This is a genomic window from Cognatundibacterium squillarum (assembly GCF_014652435.1).
GTDB lineage: Bacteria > Pseudomonadota > Gammaproteobacteria > Burkholderiales > Burkholderiaceae_D > Undibacterium > Undibacterium squillarum.
This window is the reverse complement of record NZ_BMYU01000003.1, coordinates 383,109-401,466: the sequence shown is the minus strand read 5'-3', so window position 1 is coordinate 401,466 and position 18,358 is coordinate 383,109. Positions and strand designations below refer to the sequence as shown.

At 53.2% G+C, this 18,358-nt stretch carries 17 protein-coding genes; 9 read left to right on the top strand and 8 right to left on the bottom strand.

Going from position 1 to position 18,358, the window contains the following annotated elements; genetic code table 11:
* The first annotated feature begins 151 nt into the window (after positions 1–151).
* The gene (locus IE092_RS08850) at positions 152–622 is read left to right on the top strand and encodes a DUF2721 domain-containing protein (RefSeq protein ID WP_308427125.1); all 471 of its coding nucleotides are present in this window, start codon (positions 152–154) and stop codon (positions 620–622) included.
* A 228-nt stretch (positions 623–850) separates the two neighbouring features.
* Here the strand turns inward: IE092_RS08850 and IE092_RS08845 are convergent, their stop codons facing one another.
* Complete coding sequence (locus IE092_RS08845; RefSeq protein WP_189356737.1) at positions 851–2,233, bottom strand: hypothetical protein; 1,383 nt, start codon at positions 2,231–2,233, stop codon at positions 851–853.
* A gap of 425 nt (positions 2,234–2,658) precedes the next feature.
* Here IE092_RS08845 and IE092_RS19020 point away from each other — a divergent pair, with 425 nt between their 5' ends.
* Positions 2,659–4,200: a methyl-accepting chemotaxis protein gene (locus tag IE092_RS19020; protein ID WP_189356736.1), complete on the top strand. Its 1,542-nt coding sequence runs from the start codon at positions 2,659–2,661 to the stop codon at positions 4,198–4,200.
* A 250-nt stretch (positions 4,201–4,450) separates the two neighbouring features.
* Positions 4,451–5,419 carry an MBL fold metallo-hydrolase gene (locus IE092_RS08835; protein ID WP_189356735.1) on the top strand — a complete coding sequence of 323 codons (969 nt, stop codon included), beginning with the start codon at positions 4,451–4,453 and terminating at the stop codon, positions 5,417–5,419.
* Positions 5,420–5,433: 14 nt separating this feature from the next.
* Here IE092_RS08835 and IE092_RS08830 read toward each other — a convergent pair whose 3' ends face one another.
* Positions 5,434–5,649 (bottom strand): SlyX family protein, encoded by a 216-nt coding sequence (locus IE092_RS08830; RefSeq protein ID WP_189356733.1) that lies wholly within the window; start codon positions 5,647–5,649, stop codon positions 5,434–5,436.
* A gap of 178 nt (positions 5,650–5,827) precedes the next feature.
* Here IE092_RS08830 and IE092_RS08825 point away from each other — a divergent pair, with 178 nt between their 5' ends.
* Both IE092_RS08825 and IE092_RS08820 read left to right on the top strand, forming a co-directional pair.
* The gene (locus tag IE092_RS08825) at positions 5,828–7,129 is read left to right on the top strand and encodes a glycoside hydrolase family 18 protein (RefSeq protein ID WP_189356731.1); all 1,302 of its coding nucleotides are present in this window, start codon (positions 5,828–5,830) and stop codon (positions 7,127–7,129) included.
* Between the two features lie 93 nt (positions 7,130–7,222).
* The gene (locus tag IE092_RS08820) at positions 7,223–8,257 is read left to right on the top strand and encodes an HDOD domain-containing protein (RefSeq protein ID WP_189356729.1); all 1,035 of its coding nucleotides are present in this window, start codon (positions 7,223–7,225) and stop codon (positions 8,255–8,257) included.
* Between the two features lie 115 nt (positions 8,258–8,372).
* On the opposite strand, the gene IE092_RS08815 is transcribed toward IE092_RS08820, so the two are convergent.
* Entirely contained in the window at positions 8,373–8,681 is a 309-nt protein-coding gene (locus IE092_RS08815) for a hypothetical protein (protein WP_189356727.1), read from the bottom strand.
* Between the two features lie 316 nt (positions 8,682–8,997).
* Here IE092_RS08815 and IE092_RS08810 point away from each other — a divergent pair, with 316 nt between their 5' ends.
* Genes IE092_RS08810 through IE092_RS19010 form a run of 3 tightly spaced genes read left to right on the top strand, consistent with a single transcriptional unit; the run spans position 8,998 to position 11,239 of the window.
* Positions 8,998–9,510 (top strand): chemotaxis protein CheW, encoded by a 513-nt coding sequence (locus IE092_RS08810; protein ID WP_189356726.1) that lies wholly within the window; start codon positions 8,998–9,000, stop codon positions 9,508–9,510.
* Between the two features lie 38 nt (positions 9,511–9,548).
* Positions 9,549–11,021, top strand: coding sequence for a methyl-accepting chemotaxis protein (locus tag IE092_RS19015; protein ID WP_308427124.1), 1,473 nt, complete (start codon positions 9,549–9,551; stop codon positions 11,019–11,021).
* Positions 11,012–11,239 (top strand): hypothetical protein, encoded by a 228-nt coding sequence (locus tag IE092_RS19010; protein WP_308427123.1) that lies wholly within the window; start codon positions 11,012–11,014, stop codon positions 11,237–11,239. Before IE092_RS19015 ends, IE092_RS19010 begins: the two co-directional genes overlap by 10 nt.
* Positions 11,240–11,361: 122 nt before the next feature.
* Here the strand turns inward: IE092_RS19010 and IE092_RS08800 are convergent, their stop codons facing one another.
* A complete protein-coding gene (locus IE092_RS08800; RefSeq protein WP_229793104.1) occupies positions 11,362–12,000 on the bottom strand; it encodes a LysE family translocator in 639 nt (212 codons plus the stop codon).
* Between the two features lie 791 nt (positions 12,001–12,791).
* On the opposite strand from IE092_RS08800, the gene IE092_RS08795 reads away from it, so the two are divergent.
* Complete coding sequence (locus IE092_RS08795; RefSeq protein WP_189356845.1) at positions 12,792–14,318, top strand: B12-binding domain-containing radical SAM protein; 1,527 nt, start codon at positions 12,792–12,794, stop codon at positions 14,316–14,318.
* Between the two features lie 633 nt (positions 14,319–14,951).
* Here IE092_RS08795 and IE092_RS08790 read toward each other — a convergent pair.
* Genes IE092_RS08790 through IE092_RS08775 form a run of 4 tightly spaced genes read right to left on the bottom strand, consistent with a single transcriptional unit; the run spans position 14,952 to position 18,223 of the window.
* Entirely contained in the window at positions 14,952–15,758 is an 807-nt protein-coding gene (locus tag IE092_RS08790) for a substrate-binding periplasmic protein (protein ID WP_189356722.1), read from the bottom strand.
* Positions 15,758–16,069: a metal-sensing transcriptional repressor gene (locus tag IE092_RS08785; protein WP_189356720.1), complete on the bottom strand. Its 312-nt coding sequence runs from the start codon at positions 16,067–16,069 to the stop codon at positions 15,758–15,760. The genes IE092_RS08790 and IE092_RS08785 overlap by 1 nt, the downstream gene beginning before the upstream one ends.
* Positions 16,059–17,549 carry a sensor histidine kinase gene (locus IE092_RS08780; RefSeq protein WP_189356718.1) on the bottom strand — a complete coding sequence of 497 codons (1,491 nt, stop codon included), beginning with the start codon at positions 17,547–17,549 and terminating at the stop codon, positions 16,059–16,061. The genes IE092_RS08785 and IE092_RS08780 overlap by 11 nt, the downstream gene beginning before the upstream one ends.
* Positions 17,546–18,223 carry a response regulator gene (locus tag IE092_RS08775; RefSeq protein WP_189356716.1) on the bottom strand — a complete coding sequence of 226 codons (678 nt, stop codon included), beginning with the start codon at positions 18,221–18,223 and terminating at the stop codon, positions 17,546–17,548. The genes IE092_RS08780 and IE092_RS08775 overlap by 4 nt, the downstream gene beginning before the upstream one ends.
* Positions 18,224–18,358: the final 135 nt, after the last annotated feature.

Genomic DNA, 18,358 nt, shown 5'->3' with positions numbered 1-18,358 from the left:
TCTGCGGCTTCTGCTGCCTTTTTACGGTCTGCTGCACAGCCTTGTGCTTGAATGCCAACTTGCTTTACGTTATGGTGAAGACCGTTCGTCGTTTTGCCTGACAGGCAACGGCATTATTGAAAGCAAGTAAGCGTACGTATAAGGAAATTGCATGAGCCTGATCAACCTGCAGCTTGGTGATGTCAGCCACATTATTCAATTGTCGATTGCACCGGTATTTCTGCTCACCGGTGTCGGTACCAAGTTATCGGTATTAACCAGCCGTCTGGCACGCATCATCGACCGTGCGCGGGCCGTGGAATCTTTGCTGGATGAAGACAATCCGCGCGACCGCGACAATCTGGAAGCCGAACTCGACGAGTTGTATCAGCGCTCGTATCTGATCAACCGCGCGATCACCTTAAGCACCAGTTGCGGTTTGTTTGTGTGTCTGGTGATTGCGCTGCTGTTCATGGGCGACGCGACCGGCCTGGGGCTGGATAAATGGATTGCGTCACTGTTCGTCTGCGGTGTGTTATCGCTGATCGGCAGCTTCATTTACTTCATGCGGGAAATCTTCGTAGCGACCCGCACCCTGCACCGCCAGCATGCGCGCGACCGCATCCGCCGCCTGTCGCGCTGACCTGCAGATGCCCGCCAGCACCACTGGCTGTGCAAATATCGTCATCTGACATTTGCGGAGGCCCGGACTTTCTGCCGACGACCGCCGGATCGCTGTGCTGAACACCGCATTTGGGGCAATTTCAGGCAGTTTCAGGCAATGTCAGACCTGCTCCGGCTTCTGAAAATAAAAACACCGGCTCTGCAAACGCAGGCCGGTGTTTTTTATCGGTGTTTCGGCGATGCAGACTCAGGGCTGAATCTGCACGATCAGATCAGCGCTGGCATCACCCGGATTCGACACCGTCACTGGCTGATACGAGGCTGAAGCGCGGAACATCATGGTGGTAGTGGCGCTGACGGCCGGCGCGATAAATCCTGCCTTCGAGGAACTCGCCCCCACCAGTGTCACCAGCGGAGAACCGGAAATCTGGGTCCACGCGTAATACACCGGCACGCTGCTCGATGCGCTTGCATTCACCTGCATCTGCACCGCATCACCGGAACGCACCTGAATAATCTGCTGCACCGGTGTCAGCGTAATCTGCGGCAGGGCGCTGACATAAAACAACACATCCAGCTGCTTCACCACATCTTTTGACGTACCGTCCGGCGCAATCGGCGCAGTGGAAACATTCAGCGTAAACACATAAGTGGACGTGGTCGTCACCACGCTCGGGAACAGCACGCTGGCGACAGCGCTGCCTGCATTATTCACACTCAGCGGTGTGCTGCCGCTCGGACCGGATTTGTACTGCCACAGGAAATACAGCGTGCCGGTCGTCAGATTACCGTTAGCGTCATACATCGCCGATTTGCTGCCATCCAGCGTACCCACGGTACCCGGCTGCACTGTGCCGCCGCTGTAAGAGATCGGTACCACAGTAGGTTTCACCACCGGATTAATCGTAATCGTCTGGGTCGCAGTACCGGTGCGCTGCTTATCATCGGTGACACGGCACTGCAGTTTCACCGCCGTCGCCTGTGTGACCACCGGTGCCACAAAACTGGCGCTGGCAGCACCCGCATTTGCCAGTGTCAGGGTCAGGCCGGCGGCATCGCTGACCACCCACTGATACGCGTACGGCGTGCCGGAACTGGCCGGTGTGCCTCCACTACCGGCGCAGGTCAGGCTGACTTTATCGCCGGAAGTCACGGTGGCATCCGCACCGGTTTTAGCAACCGGATTATTCGTCGTTGACGCTGATTGCAGCACTTTCAGCGTGGTTGCGCCGGTATTGCTGTTACCAGCGCTGTCATACGCAAAAAAGCTGATTTTGTAGGTGTAATCCGCAGTCAGTGTTGCCGGTGGCGACAGCTGCAATGCACACGTGGTGCCGGAACTGTCGGTGGTCACGGTTTTGCAGTCAGCATTGGTCACACCGGTTAAAGGATTCGCACCCAGCGTCTGGGTTTCAATCTGCCAGAACATTTTGGTGATGGTACCGGCGCTGCTGGATGCTTTCGCGGTAAACGTCAGCGCATCGCTGGTAGACACCGTTTGCGGCACCGGAACATTCAGACTGACCGGCGATGTCGTTGCGCTTGTCGTACTTCCGCCACCACCGCCGCCACAGGCACTCAGTAATCCCACAACAGCCACACCGGCTGCAACTCGCAATAATGTTGACACAGTACCTCCTGACAAATTCATCATAAAAAATTACGACTGATAACGACTGTTACTGCATCAGTTCGGAAAGGTATGAAATAAAAACTATCACTCATTGTAAGCGAGCCAGCCCAAAACAGAATTGTGAAAATACTATTTTTGCGAGAGGTTTTTTCATGCGTCCATGTCTGAACGAAAATGCAATCGTTAAAAATTTGTGAACATTTATTGCATACTCATAAGTTGCTCTTTAACAACTAGGCACACCCGTCAAACTGGCATAGTATGAGCATACTACCCGCATAATGCATTAAGGGCGCATGCAAACACTGCAGGCTACAGCGGGCATTCTGAAGTCCGGGTTCAGTATTCCGGGCCAATACCGTGTCAGCTGGCCAGTATGTTCATTGCACTCGCCATGATTCAGCTTTGATGAGGAATTGAGTATGAATTTACGTCAGTTACGCATTGGTTCACGCCTTGTTGCCGGATTTTCGGTAGTGCTTGCAGGCATGTTTATCATGATTCTGGTCAGCAATACCCTGAGTACCCGAAATCGCCAGCAAATGATGACGGGTCTTAATCTCTCCAAAACCAAAACGGCGCTGGCGGCCAGCATGAAGACCAGTCTGCTGGAAGGTGGTCTGGCGATTCGCAATATCGGCCTGCAATCCGATATCGGCGAAATCGAAAAACAAAAAAATCTGGTGAAAACCTATCAGGGTCGTTTCAACGAAGCACGCGAAAAACTCGAACAGCTGGACATCAGCGATGATGAGAAAAAGCTGATTGCACAAGTCGTTTCGCTGTCACAGCAAACCGATGCGCCGCTGAAAGAAGCCTTCAAAATGCTGTCTTCTTTCAATGGTGAAGAAGCTGTCAAACTGATCTCGACGCAAATTGATCCTTTGCAGCAAAAAGCGCTGGTCGAACTGAACCGCCTGGTTGATATTCAGGATCAGGCAACCGCAGCCGCTGCTGAACAGGCCGAAAGCAGCGACCGTAAACTCAGCGTCACCATTATCGTTTTATCCTTAATCGTGATCGGTGCCGGTGCCGCGTTTTCTTTATTCGTGACACGCAGTATCACCCGGCCATTGCGTGACGCCGTGGGCATTGCAAAACAGGTGGCCGCAGGTGAACTCGCTCACCTGAAAGAAAGTGATGGTCGCGACGAAATCAGTGAACTGCTGAATGCGCTGAAGGAAATGAATGACAATCTGTACCGCATTGTGCGCGAAGTGCGTACCGGTACCGATGCCATCGCGACCGCATCCAGCGAAATTTCGCTGGGCAATGCGGATTTGTCGTCACGTACCGAACATCAGGCCGGTGCGCTGGAAGAAACCGCCAGCTCGATGGAGCAAATCACGGCAACTGTGCGTCAGAATGCAGACAATGCACGTCAGGCAAATACGCTGGTCACTTCTGCTTCTCAGTTCGCAGTAAAAGGTGGTGAAGAAGTCAGCAAGGTCGTGGAGACCATGAATGAAATCAAAGAAAGTTCACGCAAAATTGTGGACATCATCAGCGTGATTGACGGTATCGCTTTCCAGACCAATATCCTTGCGCTGAATGCCGCCGTTGAAGCAGCAAGGGCCGGTGAACAGGGACGCGGCTTTGCGGTGGTGGCATCAGAAGTCCGCAGTCTGGCCCAGCGCAGTGCTTCTGCGGCGAAAGAAATTAAGATTTTAATTCACAATTCTGTTGATAAAGTGGATACCGGCAGTGCACTGGTAAACGGCGCTGGACAGACAATGGAAGAAATCGTCAAATCCGTCCGCCACGTCGCCGATATCATGTCGGAAATTACCGCAGCCGGTCAGGAACAGAGTGCAGGCATTGAAGAAGTTAACCGCGCCATTACACAAATGGATGAAATGACACAGCAAAATGCCGCACTGGTTGAACAGGCGGCGGCAGCTGCGGAAAGTCTGGAAGAACAGGCGGCAGGGCTGGCTAGGGTTGTGTCTGCATTCAAACTGTGAGGCTGCATCCGTCGCGAACATTTTCCAGTATCCACTTCGTATCCGTCAGGGGAAGCACTGCTGCAGTGACTTCCCTTTTTTTATACGCGCATATTCCGGAGTTCACGCCTGACGTTTGTCGTTATTTGTATTGCCTGAGGCCTGCCGTTAAAGCGGTTACTTCAGCCTTCAAGTGTTTTTTCACCGTCAGCAGCATTTTTTGAACCGGCGCATAATCCGGTTTTCGGTTTTTCTGTGAAAGGAAATATTGATGCGAACCACACTCTCTCTGCGTTCCGTATTATTCGCCGCACTGACGGCTCTGGCGATTCCGGCCACCCAGAGTTTTGCCGCCGCACCACAAGTCAAAACCAGTGCTCCCGGTTTTTACCGCGTCATACTGGGTCAGTTTGAAGTGACTGCACTGTCGGATGGCACGGTGGAATTACCGGTCGATAAATTGCTGACCAATACCACACCGGAAAAAGTCGGGAAGGCATTGCACAAAGCCCACCAGCACAGTCCGCTGGAAACCAGCGTCAATGCTTACCTGATTAACACCGGCAACAAACTGGTACTGATCGATGCCGGTGCCGGCAGCCTGTTCGGTCCGACACTGGGAAAAATGCTGAGTAACCTGAAAGCCGCTGGCTACAGCCCGGAACAGGTGGATGAAATTTACATCACGCACATGCATCCTGACCATGTTGGCGGTCTGATCAATGGCGAAACGATGGTATTCCCGAATGCAGTAGTACGTGCCGATCAGCACGACGTGGATTTCTGGCTGAGTCAGGCGAACCTGGAGAAAGCACCGGCAGATGCGAAAGGCTTCTTTCAGGGGGCAATGGCATCACTGAACCCTTATATCAAAGCCGGTAAATTCAAGGCCTTTGAAGGTGACACCGAATTGCAACCGGGCATCCGTGCCATTGCCAGCCACGGCCATACTGCCGGTCATACGATTTACCAGATCAGCAGCCAGAATCAGCAACTGGTGCTGTGGGGTGATCTGATGCATGTGGCTGCTGTGCAGTTTGCAGAACCATCGGTAACAATACAGTTTGATACCGATAATAAAGCCGCTGCAGCCGAGCGCAAAAAAGCCTATGCCAGCGCAGCCGGTTCAGGTGCCATGATCGGTGCAGCACATTTATCGTTCCCCGGTCTCGGCTATGTTCGCGGCGATAAAAAAGCTTACGCATTCACACCGGTCAATTATTCGCCGGTTAAACCATAAGCTGCGCGCTTTAATCAGTAATGCGGCGGGCGTTCATCAACGATCGCCGGCCGCAATGCTGCCTGATCCGCCACTTCGCGCAGACGCTGCGCGAGTCGGGTACACAGTAATTCCAGCTCATCGATCTGCTGCTGTTGCCTGAATACGGTTGTGTTCAGCGTATCAATTAAATCTTCCTGAAACGTCAGTCGGCTTTCCAGATCAATCAGGCGTTCTTCAGTCGTTTTCATAGTATTCCTCCTGTGATAGCGGCGCAGTATGCCATACCAGTGCCGTTGCGGTACAACACTGGCATCGTTCACTGCGCAGGGCAAATCATGGCTGGTCTGCTCAGGCAGAAAAATGTCTTGACCATCCCGTCCCGCACAACAGAGCATAAGCTACGATTCTGCTTCCCGATTGTCTGCGATGAAACGACTTCTGCCCCTGTTATTCAGCCTTACGCTGATCCCGCAACTCTCTGCCGCCGCAACACCGCCTGCGCATGTGGTGATGGCTTACGGACTTATGCCGGAACCGGGCAAACCGGCGTTTCGCCTGACGACACAGCAGGCGAAACAATTAAGCCATCTGAACATGGCATTTCTGACCCTGAATGCGCAGGGCGAATGCGTGACAGAAACGCCGCTGAGCAAAAAAGACCTGCAAGCACAGCAAACAGCCTGGCAGGCAGCGCGTCGCGATAATCCATCACTGCGGATATTACTGTCAGTGGGTGGCTGGGCACACAGCAACGATGACAGCAAAGAAGCGGCATTTTTTCGCAATGCCGCTGCTTCAGAAGAAGGGCGTCGCCGCTTTGCGCAGTCCTGTATGCGCATGGTGCGGCAGTTCGGTTTGCAGGGACTGGATATTGACTGGGAATATCCGCGTCCGGAAGACAGTCTGAACTTCGCGAAACTGTTGCGCGCAGTGCGTACAGAAATGGAACGTCAGCCTGCGAAAAACATGCCTTCATATCAGATCACGATTGCAGTTCCGGGTTCTGCTTTCGGTTTATCGCGCATTTACACACATCTGCGCGATATCGCGCAGCAGGCAGATTATCTGCAACTGATGACCTATGACTTACACGGCCCCTGGGATCAGCAAACCCATCATCAGGCGCATTTATTTGCAGAAAAAGATGAGGCGCTGTTCCACCATCCGCTGCGTGCGCTGGCACCGGCAAGTTTAAGTGCAGCGGACAAAGACCGTCTGTATCCGCCGATGTTTGCGATGACCATCGACGCTGCGGTTCAGCAATACCTTACCGGTGGTGTGCCTGCACACAAGCTGGTGATGGGTATTCCGTTTTACGGTCGCGCGTTTTATCAGACCGGCAGCGCAAACCAGGGATTGTTTCAGCCATTTGTGACGCAGGCCGGAGATCATTACACCGGCCCCAAAGATTTGCTGCCCGGATGCGTCAGTTGCGCCCGCAGCGGCGATCCGCGTATTCCGGATTATGCGGATCTGGTCAGTCTGCTGCGCAGCAAGCAGGGCTATCAGGCACTGTTTTCAGATGCCAGTCAGGCAAGCTGGATCTGGCATCCTGAACGGCGTGTATTCATCACATACGACAGTGCCCGGGTGGTTCAACGCAAAATGCGTTATATCCGTGAACACGGGCTGGCCGGTGCAATGGCATGGCAACTGGGCGGCGATCATCCGCAGGAAAGTCTGCTGCAAGTGATGTCAGAAGGACTGTCGCAGAAAGCCTTCCCCTGAATTCCGGCTTTCAGCTAAGATGTGTGCAGAGGTGCCGGTATGCATACCGGCACAGAATGTTTATTTTCCTGCGCCTTTTCTCAGCCTGAACGATTGAAATCTCTGCTTTTACGCTTACTCGGCCTGCAAAAAAACAGGCAGGAAACTGGTCCCCCGGAGTCCGGTCATACTGTCATGGGCGCACTGGAAGCAACGCCGACGGTCAGCTTTGAATGGGACGCCGGACCACGCTTACGCGCACGCTATCAGCAATGGCTGCTTAGCGATAAGCTGGGGCCGCCAAGTCCGTATATAGAACGGACACTGAATGCGGCCATTGATAAATTGCTGACCGACAGCCAGAGTTCGGAACTGATTCCGCGCGTGCCGGCAATCCTGCCGCAATTGCTGAAAGACTTACGTAATCCTGATGCCACAGCACAGGGGCTGGCGCAACAGATCGCCAAAGATGTGGTGCTGGTCGGTGCTTTGCTCAGCGAAGTCAATTCTTCGTATTACAGTCCGGCGACGCCCATACGCAGTCTGGATAAAGCGGTAACCTTGCTGGGCTTACAAGGTTTGCGCATTCTGATTGCACGCACGGCGTTCCGCCCTTTGATCCAGTCAGATCAGGGCTTGCTGACCAGTCAGCTCGCACCGCTGGTCTGGGCGCACAGTGAACGCACCAGTATCGCCACCAGTTTGCTGTACACACAGCAGGGACATGACAGTTTCAATGGCTTTCTGGCAGGCATGCTACTGAATGTCGGACTGATTGCCTGTTGCCGTGCGATCGACCGTACCGGTGTTACGGCAACTCTGCCCGGTTCCGCACAGTTTCTGAATCAGTTAAATGAGAAAGCATCATTGCTGTCCGCACAAATCGGACAGCAATGGCATTTTCCTGAACATGTGTCAGAAGCTGTACTCGCGCAGGATGCAGCAGAACATGCCCTGGAAGGCCTGTCACTTTGCCTGCATCAGGCACAGCAACTGGCGCGTATGCATCAGTTGTGCGGATCGGGTGTTATGGAACGTGACGAATGTCTGTTCCAGATCAGCCCTTATCCGACGCTGAACCGTTGCTGGGTGGCGATGGATGCACTGGAGCAGAATGGCGAAGAATCACAACAAAATGTTCCGCGCTGACGAAGCACTGTGTTCTGATCCCCCGCGCTGCCTTCCGTGCTGCCACTGGTCCCGGTACTGATATGCGTGACGCGATTTTTATCAATCTGTTTTCTTAACATCAGAAAAATCCCTGTCAGCTCGGATCATTTGCGCGGTATGCCTGAGCAACTTCAGCCGGATGTGCCTGATCAAACGCCAGTTTTTCCTGCTCTGTCAGCTTGCGTGCGCTGATGATCACTTGCTGTGGCACCTGACCTTGTGTGTCAAACGCGATTTTCTCTTCTGTCGTCAAACGTTTTGCGGTGATCGTGACAACCTGTTCAGCGACCGGTGCTGTATGCATTGTCTGCACCGGTGTGGTCCATGCCTGTGCTACTGCCATCAGACCGGCAAAACCGGCAACGCTCAGAATCAGACGGGATTTCAGTGTAGTGGTGTTCATTTCAGTTCTCCTTGTTGAGTGATCGGATAGCTGTACTGTAGAGGAGCACCGGATGTCTATCTACCGCATTGCGACAAAGTGCAGATTTCGCGGCGTGAAGTGCGGGAAAGCGGCATGAGTGTGAACTTTTGTGAAGGTAACAAGCATTTGATGTATTTTGCACTATTCTGAATGCACGGATCGTTGCTTGCGAGCAAGCTTCGTCTTTGACAGGCTGGCATTTCCGAATTGACAGCACTATCATGATTGCGTGGCCTGACTCTGCTCAGGCCGGCTCGCTTTTTTCTTCAATTTGATTATTCAAAAGGTAATTTTCATGCTGAACAGCACTGTATCCACCGCCAATTCACATAATGACGACCACCACGCTGCCAGCTTAAAGACTTCCGAGTATCTGGCTTTTCGCTTAGGTAAGGAAGAATACGGGATTGATATTCAGCTTGTGCAGGAAATCAGAGGCTATGAATCCGTCACCCGCATCGCAAATGCACCGGAATTTATGAAAGGTGTGATGAACCTGCGCGGCGTCATCGTGCCGATTATTGACCTGCGTATTAAATTTGAACTCGGCGAACCAACCTACGATTCCTTCACCGTGGTGATCATTCTGCACATTGAAAATACCATCGTCGGCATCGTGGTGGACAGCGTCTCTGATGTGATCAACCTGAATGAAACACAAATCAAGCCAGCACCGGAACTGGGCTCCACCATTGATTCCAGCTTCCTTCGTGGTTTGGCACCACTGGATCAGCGTATGGTGATCCTGATCGATATCGCATTACTCATGAAAACACCTGATATGGGACTACAGTTCGGACAAAAATAAGCCCGCATCAGGCTCTTGCAACCCGGGGGAGCACAACGATGTCTATTGCAAAACGTTTGTATCTGCTGATGGCAGCCAGCTTGGCCAGCCTACTGATTGTTACAGCAGCAGGAATAATTCAGATTAACAAAGTGTTCAGTGCTGCCAATTATGGCAATGTGAACACGATACCAAGTCTGATTGATTTGAATGATGCAATGAACAACAGTGCTCTCACGAGATTACGGGTCTGGCAATTCATGGCGGTGGATGACGCGGCCACTCGCGACAAAATAATAGCGATGATGGCGGAGAACGATAAAGCTGTCGACAATGCTATTAGTCATTATGAGAAAGAAAACTTGTCGGATGACACCGACAAACAATTGATTGCCGACATCAGAAAAACCTACGCTGACTTTTCTGAGCTTCGCAAGAAAACGGTAGCGCTGGCAAAAGAAGGAAAATTGGATGAGGCGCGCGACTACATTCTGGCGAATCAGGCGATCGCTGAAAAAATGAGTGCGGCATTTAAAGCCAGTCATGACTACAACGTGAAGCTGGGAAAAGAGAGCGCGGACTCCGCCCGTTCCACTGTCGGTAGCGCAACCAGCATTGCCGTTGGAGTTTCTGTTATAGCGATTGCGCTGATCCTGTTCATGGGTATATCACTGATACGGAAAATTGTTTCGTCGCTCGAATACGCTGTGGATATTGCTGAAACAGTTGCCAAAGGGGATCTGTCCCGCAATATTGATGTCAGCAGTAATGATGAAGTCGGACAACTGCTCAGTTCGCTGAAAACCATGAACAGCTCGCTGGCAACGCTGGTCAGCAGCGTCCGCGTCAGCACGGACAGCATCAATGCCGCTTCCACCGAAATCGCCACCGGCAATATGGATTTGTCGTCCCGCACTGAAAGTCAGGCCAGCTCACTCGAAGAAACCGCTTCGTCGCTGGAAGAACTGACCAGTACTGTTAAACAGAATGCAGACAATGCGCGTCAGGCCAATCAGCTGGCCTCCAATGCGTCTGAGACAGCACGCAAGGGCGGTACCGTGGTTAGCGAAGTCGTCGAAACCATGAATGAAATCAATGACTCTGCGCGCAAGATTGTGGACATCATCGGCGTAATTGACGGTATTGCTTTCCAGACTAATATTCTGGCGCTGAACGCTGCGGTGGAAGCAGCCCGTGCCGGTGAACAGGGTCGCGGCTTCGCAGTAGTGGCAGCTGAAGTGCGCAGTCTTGCGCAGCGCAGCGCCACGGCTGCCAAAGAAATCAAAGTGCTGATCGATGATTCTGTCGGCAAAGTGCAGCGCGGTACCGAACTGGTCAGTCAGGCGGGCAGCATGTATCGGATGTGGTCAGTGAAATCTCTGCTGCCAGTCAGGAACAGACTGCCGGTATTGATCAGATCAATGTTGCAGTTACCCAGATGGACGAGACAACGCAGCAAAATGCGGCATTGGTGGAACAGGCAGCAGCGGCAGCATCCGCCCTGCAGGATCAGGCGCATGCCTTGTCTGTGATTGTGGATGGTTTCAAAGTCAGCCCGCAAAGCGGCAACGCGACGGCCGGATTCAGCGCGGGTGCTGGCCATCCGGCGGTGGCACAGGCATCACCGGCACCTGCAGCACGCAAACCGGCTGCCAGACCTGCCTTAAAAGCCGTTCCGGCACCACGGGCACCGGCACCTGCACGTGCAAAACCCAAAGATAATGATGCAGGAGACTGGGAAGAGTTCTGAGTCGCCCCCTGCCATCCATGCAGATCAGCGTTCTGCATATGCTGAAAAAAAGCGCGTCACCGGAAGATGACGCGCTTTTTCTTTTTGCTGAATACGCTGAACAAGGTTCAGGTTCAGATTTGTCAGCCACCTGTGAACCACGCCAGACTTGTCCACAGCAACTTTATTCCGAAACCGCCAATCACCAGTGCAGCCAGCCGCGTCATTTGTATTGCAGAACGTGCGTACCAGCGCTGAATCAGCGTCTGCGAAAATGCCAGCGAAATGAAAATATGCCAGGTCATCGCATTGATCCATGCCAGCAATACCGTACAGGCAATCAACCAGACCGGAGGCTGATGCGGTAATGCGGTGGCAAACACACTGCCGAAAAACAGGGCGGTTTTCGGGTTCAGAATATTTGTCAGAAAACCGGTACGGTAAGCTTGCCAGCCGCTGTAACGCAGAGGTGCGGCGGATTCCGTCTGCCCAGCCGGCGCAGCCGATGGCCACAGCTTCCACGCCAGCCACAGTAAATAACCACCGCCCCCCAGCTGCATCGCAATACGCAGCCACGGATAGGTATGAAACACCCAGCCTATGCCAAGTACCGCCAGGCTGGCCCAGATCAGCGTTACCGTGCAAATACCCAGCGATGCCTGCAGGGCAGTGCGGCGCTGACCGCTGGCGGCCAGCTGACTGACCAGAAAAAAATTGGCGCCCGGAGTAAGCAGTATGATCCAGTGCATCAGTGCAACAGTGGAAAAGGTTTGCAGTATCAATCGAAACTTTCTGTACGAGTCTGTGGAGGGTAAGCATTTTTCACCTCCTATCATGCGGCATTTTTCGTCATGCGAAGGCTGACAGACATAAAACAATCTGCCCGTAACAGATACTTACAAAATGATTCCATTCAGTCAACACCAGACTTTATCGAAGGAAATACGGCAGTGTGCGCATTTTGCAGTGCACAATTTAAAAATAAGCATATGAAATGTGAAATTCTAATGACATTCAAAAAACGTATATCTGATTATTTGAATATGTCATTGGATTCAGTTCCGGCCACTCTCTATCATACGCACATCGAATCAACCAACCCTTTAAGGAGAAAACACCATGATTAGTCTGATGATTCTGGCTCAAATCGTTGCAAGTATTGCTATTCTGACTGCTGCTCTGGCTGACTGATTATTGCACCGCAACATTGGCTTTATTGTTTGTAGTACTTCCTGTCTTCCACTGAACGTTCGTTCAGTTCAGCGACTCCCGCCGGAGAGTTGCCCGTCCACAGCGGCGGCGTTGTAAGCAAGATCCTGGTGCGATGTGTGTCACATCCTTTCCGCACCGGTGACAAGTTGTCCGGCAGTTTTTCCCTCTTTCTGACTCTTTCCCCGCGCTGTAGCTTTCCAGCTTTTCACACCGCATTTGCGCGCGTTTTCTGTTCTCACCGAGTTTTTGTGCTGTGGCCTGCTTTGCGTTCGCCGTGACACAGGGTCAAATTCTGTGTCAGCGCGTGATCGCTGCCTGTGTCAGCGTACAATACCGGCTGAATGATTCTGATGGCCGTACCATGACTATTTTGCTGACTACCCTGAATGCCCGCTATGCCCACGCCGCACTGGGCTTGCGTTACCTGCTCGCGAATATGGGCGAACTGACGGAGCAGACCACGATACAGGAATTCGTGATCGGCTTGCGTCCGACCGATATCGTGGAAAAAATTCTGGCGCACCGTCAGCCGGATCAGAAACTGATCGTCGGGTTCGGCGTGTATATCTGGAATGTGATCGAGATCACGCAAATCGTGGCAATACTGAAGCAGGTGGCACCGGAAGTGGTGATCATCCTCGGCGGGCCAGAAGTCTCGCATGAAACCGACAAGCAGGAAATTATCCGCCTCGCTGATTATGTGATTACCGGCTGGGGCGATATTACGTTTGCGGATCTGTGCCGCCAGATTCTGAACGGCCCGAAACCGCTGATGAAAGTCCATGCCGGTGCGCAGCCGCCGCTGACCGAACTGAAACTGCCTTATCAGCTGTATTCTGACACCGACATCCGCCACCGCACGCTGTATGTGGAAGCGTCGCGCGGTTGTCCGTTCAAGTGCGAATTCTGTTTGTCTTCGCTGGATAAAACTGCGTGGCCATTTGATATTGACCAGTTTCTGGCGGAAATGGAATCGCTGTATCAGCGCGGTGCGCGTCTGTTTAAATTTGTCGACCGGACTTTTAATCTGAATATTAAGACCAGTCTGAAGATCATGCAGTTCTTCCTCGATAAGCTGGAAGCCAATCCTGCTGATCCGGTGTTTGCCCACTTTGAAGTAGTACCGGATCATTTGCCGGATGCGCTGAAAGAAGGCATACGCAAGTTCCCGGAAGGCACGCTGCAGTTTGAAATCGGGATTCAGAGTTTTAATCCGGAAGTGCAGAGCCTGATCAGTCGTAAGCAGAATAATCAGAAAGCCGCTGAAAATATCCGCTGGCTGTGTACCGAATCCCATGCGCATTTGCATGTGGATCTGATTGCCGGTTTGCCGGGTGAAACCATGGAAAGCTTCGGCAAGGGTTTTGATCATCTGGTTGCGGTCGGGCCGCATGAAATTCAGTTCGGGATTCTGAAGCGTTTGCGCGGCACACCGATCATCCGCCATACCGATGAATACGCGCTGCGTTTTGATCCGCAACCGCCGTACACGATTCTGGAAAACCGCGACATTCCGTTTGCTGACATGCAGCGTCTGGTGCGTTTTGCGCGTTACTGGGACATGGTGGCGAACTCCGGCCGTTTTGCCAACACGCTGCCGGTGATGCTGGGCGATGCACCGTTTGCGCGCTTCATGGCGTTTTCTGACTGGATTTTTGCGAATACCGATGCCACCCACCGCATCGCGCTTGATCGTCTGGCGGCGCTGGTCAGCCAGTGGCTGCAACAGCATGACAACATGCCGGCCGAGGAAGTCAAAGCCTTGCTGGCAGGCGATTACGCCGGCAGTGCCCAGCATCAGCAAGGGGCCAGCCACAAAGGTCAGCAAGCCAAAGAAGCCAAAGGCAAATCCACACCGCAACGCCAGCGCCAGCATCTGGCAGCCTGAGTCCCCGCAGCCAGCGCCCGCTGGCTGTTTTTTCCCTTCATCATTGTGCAGAAGTCCGCATCAGGCATTTCCTGAGGCCCGGACTTTCTGCCGACGACCGCCGGATCGCTGTGCTGAACGCCGCATTCAGGCCATTTTCGGGCCATTTTGCGTATCCGCAGACAGCACCGGCTGACAAGACCTGAACACACTGTGGATAAGTATGTGAACAAACGCCATATTTTCTGTTGAAAGCCATTGGGATAAACAGGGGATAAGCACGGGATAAGTCGAAAATCAGCTGATGAGTGCATCTGTACCCAGCCCGAATCCGGTGCTGTTTCCGGAAAAATCCGGCATCTCACCTTCACACTGTGAATATTCTCAGCGTTTTTCACAAGCGGAAAAATCCCGTTCCTGCTGCTGACTTTTTCAGCAAGCATGTGCCGGCAGTTTCCTTTCACAGCCTTATCCACAGTGTTCAAACAGATCAGCCGCCACAAAAAAGGACGAACTCTCGTTGTGGATAAACCTGTGAAAAAAGCGATATCTGCAGTGAATAAGTAATGGACAAGTTTGTATAACTGCTTGATTTTCAGTGGATAAACGCAGGGATAAGTGCTGTATAAATCCTGTACAGCCAGTGGATAAAATTCAGGTGGGTTTACGCAGTGGCAGCAATGCCCGCTGCAGCTCGCCGCTGCGGCGTAACTGAGTGATCGCCAGATTCAGGCGGCGCAGGATTTCTTCATGTTTCGGTGTGGCAGCGAAGCAGAGTTCATCAATCAGCAAGGGACGCTCCAGTACCACGAAATTTTCACCGGGTTTCAGCGCTGATTTTTCCTCAGCCAGTAACTGATGCAGATACAGGCTGACGTCTTCAGCGCGGGTGTGGAAATCGCCGAACAGCATCACATCCATGCGGCGGTTCATCAGCTTGCGCAGGCGCGCGGTGTGCGAGCTGACATCTTCTTCTATCTTAAACAGACTGTTGCGACGCGCATCGAATTCATCGCCGTAACTGGAACCACGTACCACGCCGATGGTTTTACCGCGTAAGTCTTCGATGCTGCGGAAAGGAAACACTGCATCGCTGCGCACCACCATCCAGACCTGATTGCTCATAAACGGTTCGCTGAGAATCAGTTCATTCAGATTGCGATTCAGGCTGAGGCCGAAAGCAATCCCTTCGTGGTTACGGGTTTTTTCGAGTAAGCGCGGATACGGGTAACGTTCAATGCTGAACTGCAAACCGGCACGCTGTTCGATCAGATCCAGCAGGCGGCGCACTTCATCGCGCAGCGGCAGCATTTGCCCGGCTTCATTCCGGTTTTCACGAATAAACAGGACAGGTTTCAGCAAAGGTTGCGGCGTGCTTTGCAACAGCGTTTGCTCGCGCGCGACAACTACTCCGGTCAGCGCCAGCAAGGTACAAAGCAAGCTGCGGCGCGGCCCGTTCATCACGCAAACTTTTCGAGCAGGCGGGCAATCCGCTGTTGCTGTTGCTGCCAGCTGTCTGCATCGTCCGGGCAGGCATTCTGCACCGCATAGCTGAGCAGCAGAGCATAAGATTTGTCCAGTGCTTTACGCGCTGCCAGCATTTGCTGTGCCACCAGTTCCTGATCGGCAGGCTGTTCCTGCGCAATCAGTTTTTGTATGCCGCGTATCTGGCCTTCGACACGCGCCAGCCGGTGCAGTAAATCTTTACGCTGCGTCGCTTGCAACGCGCCTGATATTTCCGATACCGGGGAGGGGGTGTGCTCAGATGTCATGATGTTCTGTGGGCTTCGGGGTGATACCTGGGGGGAGTATCGCAGAATCCGGCGCTGGCAGGCAAGCGATGTGTATCGTCACGCACAAACCGCGCGCCTGACTGTTGTCCTGCGGACAGGCATCCGATAAACGGATTTTTCCGTGATGCAGGATCACGATATCGTGCACAATCGCCAGCCCCAGACCGCTGCCGCCCGGATTGGCATGCTGGGCGCTGCTGGCGCGGAAAAACGGTTCAAACGCTTTTTCCTGATCGGCAGCACTGAGACCGGGGCCGGTATCGCAGACTGTCAGTCTGGCCTGCAATCCTTCCTGTTGCAGCCTGACCGTCACCGCGCCGCCGGCCGGTGTATAACGAATCGCGTTATCCACAAGATTGCTCAGCATTTCCTGCAGCAGCAACGCATGTCCGTGCAGATGCAGCGCAGGCGGCGCGTCCAGTTCCAGATCGACTTGCTTGCGCACTGCGGGCAAGGCCAGTTCCAGACAGACTGTGCGGGCCAGATCCGCCAGATTCAGCGTCGCCATTTCTGCCGCCGCAATACCGTGTCCGGTACGCGCCAGTGTCAGCAAGCGATTCGCCAGATGCACGGTGGTATCGGTGGTGGTGGCAATGCTTTCGACAATCCGGCGCATCGCTTCCGGATCCTGTTCACGCAAAGCCAGTTCAGCCTGGGTTTTCAGTACCGTCAGCGGTGTGCGCAACTGGTGTGATGCATCGGCGATGAAGCGCTTCTGGCTGCTGATTAACTGATCCAGCCTTTGCATATAACCATTCATTGCCAGTATCAGCGGGCGCACTTCGTGGTGCACCAGATCCGGTGAAAAACCGGACAAATCCGTCGGTTCACGTTCCGCCACACGCTGACTGAGTTCCAGCAAAGGCTGCAGCACAAAGTGCAGCGCCAGCCACACCAGACCGGCCACCGCCAGCACCAGCAAAGCTTGCCGCATCAATGTATCAATCAGAATTTTGCGCGATAAGCCACGGCGTGCATCCAGTGTTTCCGCCACTTCCACCAGCGCAATACCGCGCATCTGGTCGTCATACACTGGCTGATGCAGCGCCGCCACACGCACCGGTTGCCCCTGATATTCAGCATGAAAAAAATGGACCAGCGCCGGATACACATCGGAACGCGCAGCATTGCGCGGCAAGTCCGGCAAGTCTTCATAACCGGAGACAAACTCGCCCTGCACGCCGGTGACGCGGTAATACAAACGTCCCAGCGTATCGGTTTCAAAACTGTCGAGCGCCACATACGGCACATCGACCGTGACTTTGCCGTCCACAATCGCGACCCGTTCGCCCAGTGCCCGTGCAGAAGACAACAAAGAACGGTCATAGGCCAGATCGGCGGCTTCTAAAGCATTGTTGTAAACAGAAAACGCATTCACCACCACCAGCATAACCAGCGGAATCAGCAGCCAGCGTAAAAACTGACCATGCAGACTGCCCGGCTGTGCTGGCTTACTCATGCACGCGCTTCCAGCAGATAGCCGATGCCGCGCAGGGTGACAATCGCGACCTGTCCCTGACTGACCGCCTCCAGCTTTTTACGCAGTCGGTGAATATAAATTTCAATCGCATCGACATTCGCATCGTCATCCAGCGCAAACACCTGATCGAATAATTTCTCTTTCGGCACCGCTTGCCCGGGACGCGAGATCAGCACTTCCAGCACCGCATATTCACGCGGAGTCAGCGACAGCGCCGCCCCGTCATAAAAGAATTGCCGCAGCACAGTGTCAAAACTTAATTTTCCACATTGCAATATCACCGCTTCATTACCCTGTGAGCGCCGCAGCAAGGCTTTGACCCGCGCTTCCAGTTCCGCCAGTTCAAACGGTTTGGCGAGATAATCGTCGGCGCCGAGATTCAGTCCCTGTACCTTATCCTGCAAGCCGCCGCGCGCCGTTAAAATCAGCACCGGACATTTACTGCCGCGCGCACGCATACGTTTCAGCACTTCCAGTCCGTCCATTTTCGGCAGACTCAGATCCAGTATCACCAGACCATATTCCTGCGTCAGCAACAAGGCATCCGCATCCGCACCATTACCCGCTGTCTCCACTGTCAGCCGCGCATCCCGCAAGGCACGCGCCACCCAGTGCGACAGTTCCTGATGATCTTCAACCAGTAATATCCGCATAGCGTCTCTCTTATCTGTCAGAACTCATTTTATCTGCGTAAAACGCAGTTTCAGAATGGCACACTTTATCGGGAATTGCGACTGCGCAGCACCGATTTTGCATGATTCAAACAATTCGGAAATCCGCATGGTCAA

What these genes read in the sequence shown, in the direction of transcription:
- IE092_RS08850 (WP_308427125.1), top strand. Translation starts at nt 152, where the DNA reads ATGAGCCTGATCAACCTGCAGCTTGGTGATGTCAGCCACATTATTCAA.
- IE092_RS19020 (WP_189356736.1), top strand. Translation starts at nt 2,659, where the DNA reads ATGAATTTACGTCAGTTACGCATTGGTTCACGCCTTGTTGCCGGATTT.
- IE092_RS08835 (WP_189356735.1), top strand. Translation starts at nt 4,451, where the DNA reads ATGCGAACCACACTCTCTCTGCGTTCCGTATTATTCGCCGCACTGACG.
- IE092_RS08830 (WP_189356733.1), bottom strand. Translation starts at nt 5,649, where the DNA reads ATGAAAACGACTGAAGAACGCCTGATTGATCTGGAAAGCCGACTGACG.
- IE092_RS08825 (WP_189356731.1), top strand. Translation starts at nt 5,828, where the DNA reads ATGAAACGACTTCTGCCCCTGTTATTCAGCCTTACGCTGATCCCGCAA.
- IE092_RS08815 (WP_189356727.1), bottom strand. Translation starts at nt 8,681, where the DNA reads ATGAACACCACTACACTGAAATCCCGTCTGATTCTGAGCGTTGCCGGT.
- IE092_RS08810 (WP_189356726.1), top strand. Translation starts at nt 8,998, where the DNA reads ATGCTGAACAGCACTGTATCCACCGCCAATTCACATAATGACGACCAC.
- IE092_RS19015 (WP_308427124.1), top strand. Translation starts at nt 9,549, where the DNA reads ATGTCTATTGCAAAACGTTTGTATCTGCTGATGGCAGCCAGCTTGGCC.
- IE092_RS08795 (WP_189356845.1), top strand. Translation starts at nt 12,792, where the DNA reads ATGACTATTTTGCTGACTACCCTGAATGCCCGCTATGCCCACGCCGCA.
- IE092_RS08790 (WP_189356722.1), bottom strand. Translation starts at nt 15,758, where the DNA reads ATGAACGGGCCGCGCCGCAGCTTGCTTTGTACCTTGCTGGCGCTGACC.
- IE092_RS08785 (WP_189356720.1), bottom strand. Translation starts at nt 16,069, where the DNA reads ATGACATCTGAGCACACCCCCTCCCCGGTATCGGAAATATCAGGCGCG.
- IE092_RS08780 (WP_189356718.1), bottom strand. Translation starts at nt 17,549, where the DNA reads ATGAGTAAGCCAGCACAGCCGGGCAGTCTGCATGGTCAGTTTTTACGC.
- IE092_RS08775 (WP_189356716.1), bottom strand. Translation starts at nt 18,223, where the DNA reads ATGCGGATATTACTGGTTGAAGATCATCAGGAACTGTCGCACTGGGTG.